The organism is Paenibacillus sp. B1-35, from assembly GCF_050474385.1.
Lineage (GTDB): Bacteria > Bacillota > Bacilli > Paenibacillales > Paenibacillaceae > Paenibacillus_B > Paenibacillus_B alvei.
Genome location: NZ_JBCHVJ010000006.1, coordinates 46,290 through 60,176, shown reverse-complemented (window position 1 = coordinate 60,176; position 13,887 = coordinate 46,290). Strand labels below are relative to the sequence as shown.

General features: G+C 47.1%; 11 protein-coding genes. 9 read left to right on the top strand and 2 right to left on the bottom strand.

Annotated elements, in window-relative coordinates; translation table 11 throughout:
- Window positions 1–38: 38 nt before the first annotated feature.
- From sufD to ACQ5BJ_RS19480, 5 genes are all read left to right on the top strand, one after another.
- Window positions 39–1,355, top strand: coding sequence for a Fe-S cluster assembly protein SufD (gene sufD, locus ACQ5BJ_RS19500; protein WP_430112023.1), 1,317 nt, complete (start codon window positions 39–41; stop codon window positions 1,353–1,355).
- A complete protein-coding gene (locus ACQ5BJ_RS19495) occupies window positions 1,352–2,578 on the top strand; it encodes a cysteine desulfurase (protein ID WP_005551262.1) in 1,227 nt (408 codons plus the stop codon). Before sufD ends, ACQ5BJ_RS19495 begins: the two co-directional genes overlap by 4 nt.
- The gene (gene sufU, locus ACQ5BJ_RS19490) at window positions 2,565–2,987 is read left to right on the top strand and encodes a Fe-S cluster assembly sulfur transfer protein SufU (protein ID WP_005551261.1); all 423 of its coding nucleotides are present in this window, start codon (window positions 2,565–2,567) and stop codon (window positions 2,985–2,987) included. Before ACQ5BJ_RS19495 ends, sufU begins: the two co-directional genes overlap by 14 nt.
- 41 nt (window positions 2,988–3,028) lie before the next feature.
- The gene (gene sufB / locus ACQ5BJ_RS19485; RefSeq protein ID WP_005551259.1) at window positions 3,029–4,426 is read left to right on the top strand and encodes a Fe-S cluster assembly protein SufB; all 1,398 of its coding nucleotides are present in this window, start codon (window positions 3,029–3,031) and stop codon (window positions 4,424–4,426) included.
- Window positions 4,427–4,699: 273 nt separating this feature from the next.
- Entirely contained in the window at window positions 4,700–5,533 is an 834-nt protein-coding gene (locus ACQ5BJ_RS19480) for a polysaccharide deacetylase family protein (protein ID WP_005551723.1), read from the top strand.
- Between the two features lie 80 nt (window positions 5,534–5,613).
- Here ACQ5BJ_RS19480 and ACQ5BJ_RS19475 read toward each other — a convergent pair whose 3' ends face one another.
- The gene (locus ACQ5BJ_RS19475; protein ID WP_005551721.1) at window positions 5,614–6,684 is read right to left on the bottom strand and encodes an HD-GYP domain-containing protein; all 1,071 of its coding nucleotides are present in this window, start codon (window positions 6,682–6,684) and stop codon (window positions 5,614–5,616) included.
- 223 nt (window positions 6,685–6,907) lie between these two features.
- On the opposite strand from ACQ5BJ_RS19475, the gene ACQ5BJ_RS19470 reads away from it, so the two are divergent.
- The 4 genes from ACQ5BJ_RS19470 to yfkAB all read left to right on the top strand — a co-directional run bounded on the left by ACQ5BJ_RS19470 (window position 6,908) and on the right by yfkAB (window position 12,662).
- The gene (locus ACQ5BJ_RS19470) at window positions 6,908–7,732 is read left to right on the top strand and encodes an undecaprenyl-diphosphate phosphatase (RefSeq protein WP_268621761.1); all 825 of its coding nucleotides are present in this window, start codon (window positions 6,908–6,910) and stop codon (window positions 7,730–7,732) included.
- 259 nt (window positions 7,733–7,991) lie between these two features.
- Window positions 7,992–9,086 (top strand): HD-GYP domain-containing protein, encoded by a 1,095-nt coding sequence (locus ACQ5BJ_RS19465; RefSeq protein ID WP_040737116.1) that lies wholly within the window; start codon window positions 7,992–7,994, stop codon window positions 9,084–9,086.
- A gap of 97 nt (window positions 9,087–9,183) precedes the next feature.
- Window positions 9,184–11,430: an MMPL family transporter gene (locus tag ACQ5BJ_RS19460; RefSeq protein ID WP_268621764.1), complete on the top strand. Its 2,247-nt coding sequence runs from the start codon at window positions 9,184–9,186 to the stop codon at window positions 11,428–11,430.
- Window positions 11,431–11,498: 68 nt separating this feature from the next.
- On the top strand, window positions 11,499–12,662 hold the full coding sequence (yfkAB, locus tag ACQ5BJ_RS19455) for a radical SAM/CxCxxxxC motif protein YfkAB (RefSeq protein WP_171419144.1): 1,164 nt from the start codon (window positions 11,499–11,501) through the stop codon (window positions 12,660–12,662).
- Window positions 12,663–12,706: 44 nt separating this feature from the next.
- On the opposite strand, the gene ACQ5BJ_RS19450 is transcribed toward yfkAB, so the two are convergent.
- Window positions 12,707–13,687: a YpdA family putative bacillithiol disulfide reductase gene (locus ACQ5BJ_RS19450; RefSeq protein WP_171419146.1), complete on the bottom strand. Its 981-nt coding sequence runs from the start codon at window positions 13,685–13,687 to the stop codon at window positions 12,707–12,709.
- Between the last annotated feature and the right edge of the window lie 200 nt (window positions 13,688–13,887).

Below are 13,887 nucleotides of genomic sequence, written 5' to 3'. Positions count from 1 at the left end.
CATTCTAGCAAACGATTGACAGGAGGAGCGATAGACCGATGAGCACGAATACGACATTGCCAGTGAGCCGTGAAGCGGTCGCTGCGCTTTCGAGCCGCAAGAGTGAGCCTGCATGGCTTGCTGAATTGCGATTGCAAGCGTTGGATCAAGCAGCGGCACTGGATTATCCGATATTTGAAAAAACAAAAATTGAACGCTGGGATCTTCAAGCATATGGTGAGTATGTAGACAGCCAACAAGTTTCTGCTTTTGCTGATATTCCGAGAGAAGTTCGTACTATATTGACTGGGGATGAGTCTTCCGCACAGGTAGACAACGTACTGGTTCAGCACAATTCCGGGGTAGTATATCGTCAATTGCAAGCAGAACTGGCAGCGAAGGGCGTTATCTTTACAGACTTGGAAACGGCGGCTCGTGAGCATGAAGAGCTGGTGAAGCCGCATTTGATGCAAGCGCTGAAGGCTGACGAGCATCAGTTGGCAGCTTTGCATGCCGCAGTATGGAATGGCGGCGTATTCTTATACGTGCCGAAAAACGTAGAAGTAGATATTCCGCTTCAAGCATTGTTCTATACAGATAATGCAAAGGCTACATTCGCACCGCATGTATTGATTGTTGCGGATGTGAACAGCCGTGTAAACTATGTAGACAACTACGTATCTGGTGCTTCTACTGATGCTTATGTTCATAATGGTGTTGTTGAAGTGTTCGTGAAATCCGGAGCGAAGGTAACTTACGCATCTGTACATCATTTGGATGAGAAAGCAACGGATATTACGATTCGTCGCGCAGTAGTTGAAAATGACGGCCGCATTGAGTGGGTTGTAGGCGAAATGCACAACGGCTATGCAGCGTCTGAAACGAACTCCATTCTCGTAGGCAACGGTTCTACATCCGATACAAAAGTAATATGCGTAGGAAATGGCGATCAAAAGCTGAACATTACGACGAAAGCTGTTCACTTCGGTAAGAGCTCTGACAGCCAAATGATTACACGCGCAGTTATGCGCGAAAATGCTTCCGCAATCATCAACGGAATTACGAAGATTGAAAAGGGAGCAACCAAAGCAAATGGTGAGCAAACAGAGCGCGTACTTATGCTGAGCCCGAAAGCGCGTGGAGATGCGAATCCAATTTTGCTTATTGATGAGGACGATGTAACAGCGGGTCATGCTGCTTCTGCTGGTCAAGTGAACCAAGAACAGGTTTATTACATGATGTCGCGCGGTATTGCTCGTGAAGAGGCGGAGAACTTGATTATCCGCGGATTCTTGGCACCAGTTGTAGCTGAACTGCCAGGAGAGCATTTGCAGCAATTGCTGAAGCGTTACATCGAAAGGAAGCTGGGACAATGATTGGACGCGAGCTTCGTGAGCAATTCCCGATTTTAAATCAGGATGTTAATGGTCATCCGTTGGTGTATTTAGACAGTGCGGCAACCTCACAGAAGCCGAGATCCGTAATTGATGCGATACAAGCGTATTATGAAAAGGACAATTCCAACGTACACCGCGGCGTCCATACGCTCGGTTCCCGAGCGACAGACGCTTACGAAGGTGCGCGGGAGAAAGTTGCCCGGTTCATCAACGCGAATCGTACGGAAGAGATTGTATTCACTCGCGGTACGACAAGTGCGCTTAATCTTGTTGCATCTTCCTATGGACGCAGTGTATGCGGCGAGGGTGATGAAATTGTCATCACACAAATGGAACACCACAGCAATCTGATTCCGTGGCAGCAGGTCGCGAAAGCGACAGGGGCTACGTTGAAATATATCCCGATGCAGGAAGATGGCACGCTTTTGCTTGCAGATGTGGAGCAGACGATTACGGCTCGAACGAAGATTGTATCGATTGCGTATGCATCCAATGTGCTCGGAATCGTAAATCCAGTCAAACAAATTGCGGAGATCGCACATCGCTATGGGGCAGTTATCGTGGTAGATGGCGCGCAAAGTACGCCGCATATGCGGATCGATGTTCAGGAGCTGGATTGCGACTTCTATGCATTGTCAGGGCACAAAATGTGCGGACCAACTGGAATCGGGGCATTATATGGGAAGATGGCACTGCTCGAGAAAATGGAACCAATCGAGTTCGGCGGCGAAATGATTGACTTCGTTGATTTGTATGAATCAACGTGGAAAGATGTTCCTGCCCGATTTGAAGCGGGAACACCGATCATAGCAGGTGCTGTCGGACTAGGCGCTGCGATTGATTTCCTAAACGAAATAGGGCTGGACAACATTCATAAACATGAGATGCAGCTTGGCGCCTATGCGGTCGAGCGTTTGTCTGAGATTGATGGACTCTCGATCTATGGCCCTCGCCGCGAGCGGATCGGGCTCGTTACATTCAATTTGGATGATATCCATCCGCATGATGTAGCTACCGTTCTGGATGCGAAGGGGATTGCCGTACGTGCCGGACATCACTGCTGCCAGCCGCTGATGCGTTGGCTCAAGGTAAGTGCGTCGGCACGCGCAAGTTTCTATTTGTACAACACGGAAGCAGACATTGACCGGTTGGCGGAAGCCTTGCGGGAAACGAAGGAGTATTTCAGCGATGCAATTGGATGATCTGTATCGCCGAGTCATCATGGATCACTACAAAAAGCCGCGCAACCGCGGCACGTTCGAGGACGACACGGTTACCGTTGACCTGAACAATCCGACTTGTGGTGATCGCATATCTCTGCAGCTTAAGTTGAACGATGGCATTGTTGAGGATGCCAAATTCACAGGCGAGGGCTGCTCGATAAGCATGTCTAGTGCATCAATGATGACGGAAGCGGTCAAAGGTAAAACGTTGGAGCAAGCACATGAATTGGCTGAGCGCTTCTCTGCCTTGGTAAAAGGCGAGAACGCTACGTTTGATGAATATGAAGATATCGAGGCTCTATCTGGTGTAAACAAGTTCCCAGCCCGCATTAAATGTGCGACATTGGCTTGGAACGCGCTTCGCAAAGGGATCGATAAGCCTGAATAGGCGATCAAGTGCGACGTTCGCACAGAGGAGGTACAACAACTATGGCGAAAAAGATGCCTGAAATGGAAGAGTATAAATATGGCTTTCGCGATAATCACCAAGCAGTCTTCCAATCCGGTAAAGGGCTGACGCCGGAGATCGTTACTGAGATCTCCCGTATTAAGGGCGAGCCTGACTGGATGCTGGAATTCCGCTTGAAGTCGCTTGAGCAATTTAACAAAATGGCAATGCCTCGTTGGGGCGGCGATTTGGATGAGTTGGACTTCAACGACATTCAATATTATGTGCGTCCTTCTGAGAAGCAAGGTAAGACATGGGAAGAAGTTCCGACTGAGATCAAGGAAACATTCGATAAGCTCGGCATTCCAGAAGCGGAACAAAAGTTCCTTGCTGGTGTATCGGCTCAGTACGAATCTGAGGTTGTTTATCACAGCATGCAGAAGGATCTCGAAGAGCAAGGCGTTATCTTTATGGATACGGACACTGCACTTCGTGAGCATCCGGAGATCTTCCGCGAGCACTTCGCATCTGTCGTTCCTCCGGCGGACAACAAGTTCGCTGCATTGAACAGTGCAGTATGGTCGGGCGGAAGCTTTATCTATGTGCCAAAAGGCGTGAAGTGTGAAATTCCGCTTCAAGCATATTTCCGTATCAACTCCGAGAATATGGGTCAGTTTGAGCGTACGCTCATCATCGCAGATGAGGACAGCTTCGTACATTATGTTGAAGGTTGTACAGCGCCTATCTACAGCACGAACTCTCTTCATAGTGCGGTCGTTGAGATTATTGTGAAGAAAAATGCGCGTGTTCGTTATACAACAATCCAAAACTGGGCGCCGAACATTTACAACCTGGTTACAAAGCGTGCTGTTGCGGAAGAGAATGCGAACATGGAGTGGGTTGACGGCAACATCGGTTCCAAGCTGACTATGAAATATCCAGCAGTCGTATTGAAAGGCCGCGGAGCAAAAGGCTCTGTACTGTCAATTGCGGTAGCAGGTAAAGGTCAGCATCAGGATGCTGGTGCGAAGATGATTCACCTGGCTCCAGATACAACGTCGACCATTATTTCCAAATCGATCTCCAAGCATGGCGGTAAGGTTTCGTATCGCGGCTTGACATCGTTCGGTCGTGATTCTGACGGTGCAAAATCAAACGTAAAATGTGATACTTTGATTTTGGATAACGAATCTACGTCTGATACAATTCCGTACAACGAGATCCGCAACGACAATATTCAATTGGAGCATGAAGCTACTGTATCCAAGGTATCCGAGGATCAGCTCTTCTACCTGATGAGCCGCGGCTTAACTGAAGATGAGGCGACTCAAATGATCGTCATGGGCTTCATCGAGCCGTTCACGAAGGAACTGCCAATGGAATATGCGGTTGAGATGAATAGATTGATCAAATTCGAAATGGAAGGCTCTATCGGCTAAGGATTGCTTCGGCAAAGAGCCAATCAGCCTTGTTTCGTTGAAGGAAGATACGTGCCCTTTTTGCTTGATGTACGATGTGCATCAAGCAGAGGGCACGTATTTTTTTATAAAGAAGTTTTTGTTTTTCGCTCATTTTCTCCGTGTTTGTCCCCATTTTGCTTTTATCCGCATGGTACACCCCGAAATTGGCATACTAATCCTTATGCTGATGTTCAACTTGCTTACAGCGGGTTCGCATCTATGTTATCTCATCACGCAACAGGAGGATTGGAAATGGTTGACCCTATCCAACAGGAGCGAAAAATACGGCATATTTGCCGTAAGCACAGATTCTGTATCATGATGCTAATCGGATGTATGATTTTAAGTGTATTTGCACCAGTTAAGGCAAGTGCCATGTCCGTAGCGACACAAATAGACACACATCATGAGAGTGCGCCAGCTCGCAGAGATCGTGCCTATTATGAAGGACGAGGAGACATTGTGTGGGAAGTGCCGTCTGCTGGCAAGCGGATTGCACTCACTTTTGACGATGGCCCTGATCCAACCCGTACTCCGGTTATCTTAGACCTGTTAAAGCAGTATAATGCCAAGGCTACCTTCTTCGTCGTAGGATGGAGAGTAAAGTCGCACCAAGAATTAGTAAAGCGTACAGTTCGTGAGGGACATGAAATTGCGAATCATACGTACCACCATAAGTATTTTCGCAAAGGGGTAACGAAGGCAGAAATTGAAGAGGAAATCATGAAGGCGCATCGAGTCATTGAAGAGGTGACGGGCACGCCGCCCCAATTATTCCGACCGCCAGGCGGGTATTATAATGAACGGCTTGTAGAAATTGCACGGGAGAAGGGGTACCGCGTTATTTTATGGTCGTGGCATCAAGATACGAAGGATTGGCGTTCACCAGGAGTAGATCGAATTGTCAATAAGGTGCTGGGACATGCAAGAAACGGTGACATCGTACTAATGCACGACTTAGTAGAGGGAAGCACACAGACCATTCAGGCGCTGAAGAAAATACTGCCCGAATTGAAGCGGCGGGGTTATTCATTTGTCACCGTTTCTGAATTAATGGCACATCGGGTCAAAGCGAAAACATCCTGAGCGCGTCTTATAAATACGTTAATCATGACGCGCTTCACTTGAAAAAGCAGGCTGTAAACGAATAAATCTAGTACAGCAACTTACATGTATACCTTTTCAATATGCAGATTGCGGAATTGCGTTAAATCAATGAATTGATTATCAACTTGCACGAGCGGCCGGAAAAATTCAGTATGATGGTTCATGATGATTGTTCCGGTTCGCCCGTCGCTTAGGCGTGCCTGCTTATGAACGAAGTTAGGCAGCATGTGGCGAATGAAGGTATGGACGATTTTGGGATCAAGTCCAGTATAGCTCAACGTATGAAGCTCTTTCAGAACCGTAAATAAATCCTGCTTGCTCCGATAAATTCGTGTGCTTGTCATCGCACTATATATATCTGCAACGGCAATGATGCGAGCAACTGGATGAATCTCAAGATCAGAAGTGCCATAAGGGTAACCGCTTCCATCAATGCGTTCATGATGCTGGAGGGCAGCGACCGCAAGCCATTCATCATCATAAGCAGCACGAATAATCTCATATCCGAGAACAGTATGAGATTTCATTTGTTCGAATTCGGAAAATGTCAGCATCTCTGGTTTGTGTAACAGGTGTCGATCAATTTGGGACTTGCCGATATCATGCAAAAATCCAGCCTTGCAAATGCGAATCGCTTCTTCTTCCCCGTAATGCATCCACTTCGCAATATAGTAGGACAGCATACCGACTTGCACGGAATGCTGATACGTATAATCATCCTTTGAGTCCAGCAGAAGCAAGAGGGAGACAACATCATGCTGCTTCTCCATCTGTTGAATAAGCGGTGTGATGGATTCTTGAACAAGCTCATCTTGCACAAATCCATGTTGGACGACATCTTGAAATATTTTCTCGACATTGTGAATTGCCGTATTATAGCTGTTCTGCATCCCTTGATGGGCACTGTGATAGGTTTGCTGCCCTTCATTCGTAGAATAAGGGGACTCTACTGCAGGTTCTGTGCATGCTCTGCCCTCGATATTGATCATTTCCAAATGATGACGAATGAGAAGAGCAATGTCCCGCTGCTTCATGACGGTTCCTGCAGACAGCACCAACAGACCATTATCATTGAAAATATCCTTCGAGAGAATGTCCCCTTCTTGAATTTCTGTGACATGTATCCGCACGAAATGTCACACCTTTCTAGTCATATTGACCTACATGTATCTTTTATCATACCAAAGTCTGACAAAAGATAACAATAACATTTTCCAGAATATTGTGAAAAATTGGTGCTGAAATTCATCCGCTGCTCGTATACAAAGAACAAGATACTTTGTCCGATTTCGGAGTGCTCGCATTAGATGAACTCGAGTAACTTCGTATGAGGAGGAAAAGAGGGATTTATCCATGTTCTATGTCATCGTTGCAGTTGTTCTTGGCATTGTTGAAGGATTAACTGAATTCATACCTGTATCCTCGACAGGCCATATGATATTAACAACGAAGCTAATGGGGATTGAGGAGCAGGCTAGCTGGCTTAAAACGTTCGAGATCGTCATTCAGCTAGGCGCGACACTGGCCATGATGGTCGTATATTGGGATCGGATCATGGGGATGTTGGGCTTGCGCAAACGAACCGTTCAGCAAGGGAATGTCGTCTGTCAACGATTGAATCTGCTCCATGTCGCCATTGGAATAGCTCCCGCGTTAGGTGTGGCCTACCTAGCAAAAGATCATATTAAGCAGTTGTTTGACAGCACCTCAACGGTATTGTTGGCGCTTGTCGTCGGAGGCGCATTTATGTGGTTCGCCGAATGGTACGGTTCTCGCAGAGAGCCATCAGCGAAGACGATGGATGATATTAGCTATAAGCAAGCCTTTTCTATTGGTTTGTTTCAAATTCTGTCTGTGTTGTGGCCAGGCTTCTCCCGCTCAGGATCTACGATGTCGGGAGGTATGCTGAGCGGCGTTAGCTACCGAGCTTCTGCGGATTTTTCCTTTCTCATCGCGATCCCGATTATGTGTGCAGCGAGTGGATATGAGCTGCTTGACAATTATAAGATGTTTACCCTCGATATTCTCGCTTTTTTTGTGCTCGGTTTTTTAGTATCTTTTGTGGTAGCCTATGTAATTGTTGTTGCCTTCCTCAAGCATATTCAGCGGATTAAACTTCGCCATTTCGCAATTTATCGCTTCGTTTTGGCAGCGTTATTCTGGTATTTCATCATGTAGCTGCTGTTCCTGATTGACAGGGGCAGGACATTTTGAAAATTTCATATTTGGGAAAATTCAGAAGTATGCAAAAGATGTATACTTTTATTCATCCGAGATCCATGGATAATAGCGGAGATCGCCAGCGAATTCTGCCAATTTCCCAACTTAGATAAAGGAATGTATGGCAGCGACTCGCTAGTCTAGCGAGAATTTGATATGATTAATTCGATGCATTTTAAGTGAATGTAAATATCATAACTTCAGGGGTTGACTCTGCTTGCGATGGGTACCTATACAAGCGTGCCGAGCCGGCATGCGATTAGCAAAAGAAATATATAATGAAGAAGGTCTTGTGCTGCTCAAGGAGCAAGTCGAGCTTAGTACTGCGTATATTCAGCGCTTGGAAGCGATGGGCGTCTCCTATGTGTACGTGGAAGATGCGCGGACAGAAGGTATTCATGCACCGAATGTGTTGAGCGGGGATACGAGAAAACTTGCCAACGCGACGATTCGCAAGCAATTCAAACGATTGATTGAAGAAGCAATGACGCGTAAGCGTTCAGCTTCGCACACGACACTGAAGCGGGAGTTTTTTGAGGTGTTGGATGCCATAATAGGCGATTTGTATGGTCACCATAAAGCGATGGTTATGCTGAATGATATGCAGACGACAGATCATTATTTGTTTCGACATTCCCTGAACGTGTGTGTTTATACGACTTTGCTAGGGCTTCATCATGGGTATCCTCGAAATGAACTTCGGACATTGAGCATGGGTGCGCTCCTTCACGACATCGGCAAAACGCAAATTAATCTGAACATATTGAACAAGCCAGGTTCATTATCGAATGATGAGTTTGCACAGATGAAGAAGCATACAGAGATTGGATACTACATGTTGAAAAATGAGCCGAATATTCCGCTGCTGGCAGCTCATTGTGCTTACCAGCACCATGAGCGATTGAACGGTTCCGGATATCCACGCGGCATCAAATCGCCGGATATTCATGAATATGCGAAATGGGTTGGAATTACAGATTCTTATGATGCCTTGACAACGCATCGTGTGTATCGTAAAGCGATGCTTCCTCATGAGGCGCTGGAAATTCTTTATACCGGTTCAGGAACGCAATATGAGCAGCGTATGCTGGAGCTGTTTCGAGACCGTATGGCTGTTTATCCGATAGGGATGTCGATTCATTTGAATACAGGTGAGTCAGGTGTTATTGCCCGCATACATGCTGAATACCCACAGCGTCCTGTTGTAAGAATACTGTACGATGCTGAAGGCAATCCATTGAAGATCCCCCATGAAATTGATCTATCCAAGAAACTTCACGTTATGATCGTGGGCTATCACGCAACCGATTAAGCGCTTTGCGAACATCATATGCCGCGATGCTATTTAAGCTATTATTCATTATTATCATCCCTTCATTCAGTCTACTAGCGAGCAGGAGGTTCGTCACGTGAGGGAAGCAGCCAGACAAGGTTGGTTGTGGCATTGGGGAAAGTGGATGTATCGATGGCGTCATGCAGTATGGATCATCTGGACGATTTTGTTTGCATTGACCTCCATACTGGCCGTACAAGTGCCTTCCATGCTCAAGAATAATGGATTCACGCCGACTGGCAGTGAATCTTATACAGGTTATGAACTGCTGCGAGATGAGCTTGGCATTTCTTCCACGACGATGGATATTGTCTATGAGAGCAGGGACAGCAGCTCCTTGTCCACGAAAGATTCCATCCAGCAAATTGAGCGCTCACTTGCAGATCTGAAGCGGGATTCGGCCGTCGGAAACATTCAACTTCGGACACAGGATCGAACGGGCAAGCGGAGCGATGTTATTGCAGCTCATGTCCGTATCAATATGGACACGGATGAGGCGCTTGATCGATATCCCGATCTTCGCAAGCTTATAACGGATATTCCGATCGCTAAGGCCTATGTGACAGGCACTACGCCGGTCTACTATGATATTCAGACAGCGAGCAAGAACGATATTGTAAAGTCTGAACTGATCGGGCTTCCTATTGCGCTGCTCGTCCTTTTGTTCGTATTTGGAACATGGCTTGCAGGAGTGCTGCCGCTTATAATTGGGCTTTTTAGTGTTACGACGACACTGGGGATTATCTATGGAATTGCCCAAATCACTGACACGCTCAGTAACTTTTTGCCGAATATGGTGTCTATGCTGGGTCTAGCCGTTGGCATCGATTATGCGTTGTTTATCGTAAGCCGATTCCGTGAGGAGCTTGCCAAGCAATCTTCTGTAGAGCATGCGATTGCGATGACTGCGCAAACTGCGGGCCAGTCGATTGTATTTTCGGGTGTTGCGGTGCTGATTGGCTTAATTGCGATGCTTTTTATTGATTTATCTCTATTTCGTTCGCTGTGCATTGGCGGTGTCATTGTGGTCATGATGTCGGTCACAGCGGGAAATACACTTCTACTGTCACTATTGAGTCTACTTGGCCATAGGGTGAATCAATTCCCTGTCATTCCTGCACGATGGAGACGCAGCAAGAAGGCAGAGGGCAGTGAATTGTGGAGCCGCATTGCATATGGGGTTATGAGGCATCCTGTATTGATTGTGCTGCTGCTCACTGCAATCCTGGCTGCTTGTGCTTGGCCAATCGGCAGCATGAAGATTGGGATACCAGATGCAGAGATGCTTCCGCCCAAGTATGAATCGCGCTATGGTGCGGAATTGATGAAGGAAGCCTATGATGAGCAGGCATTGAATCCAATTCAGATCGTCGTGCAGACGGACAAGCCCTATTTTTCTGTGGATGCAATTCGATCGATAGAAGGTCTTTCGACCCGCATTCATAACCTAGATGGCGTCCAACGGGTCGACAGCTATGTGAGTGCATTGGCGCAATTGAATATACAGGGAGCTGAAGCGCAGGCTGCTGCGTTGTCTCATCCAGAGCTGCGCAGCCAGATGGAGTTGAAGCTGCCGCTTCGTGACAAGATGCTGGTTATCCAAGTCATTCCGAAGCCTCACACGAAGGGCGACGCTGCGTTCCAGTTAGTGGACGAGCTGCGTCAAATTGAATCTGGTTCGGGACTGAAGGGGAAACATGTAACCGGCGGCCCGGCAGTTCAACGGGATATCATAGAACGAATAACAGCTGCACTGCCGTTCGTAATCGCGTTTATTCTTGTCGTGACGTATGTGGTTCTCTTTGTCGCGTTTCGATCGATTCTTCTGCCACTGAAGGCGGTTATGATGAACATGCTGAGCTTGGGAGCAAGCCTTGGCATCGTCGTTCTTGTCTTCCAGCACGGTCATTTGGCTGACCTTTTGCAGGTCACCTCAACTGGTATGGTGGTGGCGATGCTTCCCATCATCATTTTTTGTGTCGTCTTCGGCATATCTATGGATTATGAGGTGTTTCTGTTGTCCCGAATTGCTGAGGAGTATGATCGCACGAAGGACAATGAACACAGTACCGCACAAGGGTTGATGAAGACAGGAAGTATTATTACAAGTGCGGCCTTCATTTTGATTGTTGTTGTGGGTGCTTTTATTTTCACCGATAATGAGATGATGAAGGCTATCGGGCTTGGGCTTGCGGTATCGGTATTTTTGGATGCGACGCTTATTCGGGTGCTGCTTGTTCCTGCATTTATGAAGCTGATGGGCCGTGCCAATTGGTGGGCGCCAAGAATGTTTCGACGCAAGGAGCGGCGAAGTATGCTATAAATATGTAAGCAATTATTTTTTCAACGAAGGCTGAAAGCAGGCAACTAGAAAGTTAGGTGGAATGAATCATGAATCAATTGCAAGCGGAGAAGATAGTGAACACGGAGCAAGGAGGGACAGCAGGACTAAGAACAATTAGTCCAGCCTACGATCCATGGGATCCGATTCGTTCTTTGCAGCAATATGGCCGTCATGTATTGACAAGTGTGGAGATGACTGTGGCGCAGGCGTGCAATATGCGCTGCGAACACTGTGCGGTTGGATACACACTGGTCGCAAATGAGCCTCCCAAGCTGTCGCTTGATCTGATGCTGCAGCGTCTCGAAGAGGTTGAGCATTTGGAGACGATAAGTATAACCGGCGGTGAGCCGATGTTCCATGAGAAGACGGTTAAGGAGTATATCGTTCCCCTGTTGCGATATGCGCGCGAGCGCGGGGTACGTTCCCAGATCAACTCCAACTTGACGATGGACATGCGCAGATATGAAATGGTAGCACCTTACTTGGATGTCATGCATATTTCGTTCAACTATACATGTATGGAGGATTTCCATGCGGTTGGATTCACGCATAGCAGCCATGAGGTGAAGTCCGGTGCGGCAGGCCGACTGTATGAGCGCATGATTGAAAATACACGCAAGTTGAGTGAAGCAGGCATGTATATTTCCGCTGAATCCATGGTCAATTATCGGACACACGACAAGCTGAGTGAAATTCATCGACTCATCGATGAAATGGGATGCAAGCGCCATGAGGTTCATCCGATGTACCCGAGCTCCTTTGCGGAGAACTTACCTGTGCTTCCAATTGAGCAGCTGCGCGCAGCTATTCATAAGCTGTTGGATACTCGCAATAAAGAGATGTGGATGCTGTTCGGCACGCTGCCTTTCTTCTCCTGCAATAGGAATGAAGAGGATCAGGCATTGCTGCAACGTCTTCATAAAGAACCAATGGTGACTGTTCGCAACGACCCGGATGGCCGTAACCGATTGAATGTCAACTTGTTTAGCGGGGATATCTATGTAACGGACTTCGCGGATATTCCGGCGTTCGGCAGCATCTATTCCGGCAAGCTCGATGACACATTCAATGCTTGGCTGAATGAACATCCGCTTTCCAGAACGGTGGATTGCCATTGTCCGCAGGCTTCCTGCTGCGGGCCGAATTTGCTCGTTGCCGATATGTATTATCGGGGAGTGAACTTCAAGGAGCGGACGGCTGTGCTGTCCTAGATCATTCATGAAGAGGCGGGTGGGTTGTTACCCACCCGCTGCTCTTAACGGGATTGCTGCTTCAAATGATCAGCAATTAATTTCCCATGATAGCGGCCAGACTCAATGAATATCTCGTTGGCATCTCGCCCTGATGAGATAACCCCAGCTACATATAATCCAGGCACATTCGTCTCCATTGTCTCCGGATTGAATACGGGCTTTTCGCGGTCGGTTTGCAGCTCAATTCCGCTTGCAGTCAGCATCGTGCGATCCGGTCTGAATCCGGTCAAGGCGAGAACGAAGTCGCTTGCGATGACTTCCGTGCCCCCCTCATTATGCTCAATATGTACCCGATCTGGTTCGATTCGAACGACTCGGGAATGATATTTCATTCCAATGACTCCCTTTGCGATCATGCTGTCAAAGATCGGACGAACCCAAGGTTTGATATGAGCAGTCAACTCATCACCGCGGTAGACAACCGTAACTTTAGCTCCGACTCGCATTAACTCAAGTGCAGCATCAACAGCTGAATTGTTTCCGCCAATAATCACGACATTCATGCCCGCATAAGGATGGGCTTCTTGGAAATAGTGAGATACGTGCGGCAGGGACTCTCCCGGGATGCCAAGCATGTTCGGATGATCAAAATAACCTGTAGCGATGACTACATAACGCGCACGATGTGTGATGGATGAGCCGCTGCGTGCTGTAGAATGAATTGTAAACGTTCCGTCTTCTTCTTTGTGAATAAACTTTACCTCTTCATAAGAACGAATGCGGAGCTGGTATCGTTCTGCTACCTTGCGGTAATAGACGAGTGCTTCATCTCGGTATGGTTTGTCGTGTGGGCTGGCAAATGGCATGCCGCCGATTTCGAGCATTTCCGGCGTACTGAAAAATTGCAGATGGGTAGGATACCGATATATTGAGTTCACGAGACAGTGCTTCTCAATGATGAGCGGATTCATACCAATCCGTTGTAATTCTATAGCAGCAGATAGTCCGCATGGACCTGCTCCGATAATGATCGCCTGTTCCAATTGATTCGCCTCCGTATGACAAGTTGTTTGCTGTGTAATTCGATAATCTAGTCTCTAGTATATTCCACATACTTATCATATCGAACGGGAATGGAATTGGCTATCCTCATCCTTACATATGGATTACAAAACATTTACAATATTGCTAATGAATCATGGATTGATGTTGTGTACAATGATGTATAGTCTGTGCAATGACA

Excerpts from the sequence above, each read along its gene's own strand:
- sufD (WP_430112023.1), top strand. The coding sequence starts at position 39 with ATGAGCACGAATACGACATTGCCAGTGAGCCGTGAAGCGGTCGCTGCG.
- ACQ5BJ_RS19495 (WP_005551262.1), top strand. The coding sequence starts at position 1,352 with ATGATTGGACGCGAGCTTCGTGAGCAATTCCCGATTTTAAATCAGGAT.
- sufU (WP_005551261.1), top strand. The coding sequence starts at position 2,565 with ATGCAATTGGATGATCTGTATCGCCGAGTCATCATGGATCACTACAAA.
- sufB (WP_005551259.1), top strand. The coding sequence starts at position 3,029 with ATGGCGAAAAAGATGCCTGAAATGGAAGAGTATAAATATGGCTTTCGC.
- ACQ5BJ_RS19480 (WP_005551723.1), top strand. The coding sequence starts at position 4,700 with ATGGTTGACCCTATCCAACAGGAGCGAAAAATACGGCATATTTGCCGT.
- ACQ5BJ_RS19470 (WP_268621761.1), top strand. The coding sequence starts at position 6,908 with ATGTTCTATGTCATCGTTGCAGTTGTTCTTGGCATTGTTGAAGGATTA.
- yfkAB (WP_171419144.1), top strand. The coding sequence starts at position 11,499 with ATGAATCAATTGCAAGCGGAGAAGATAGTGAACACGGAGCAAGGAGGG.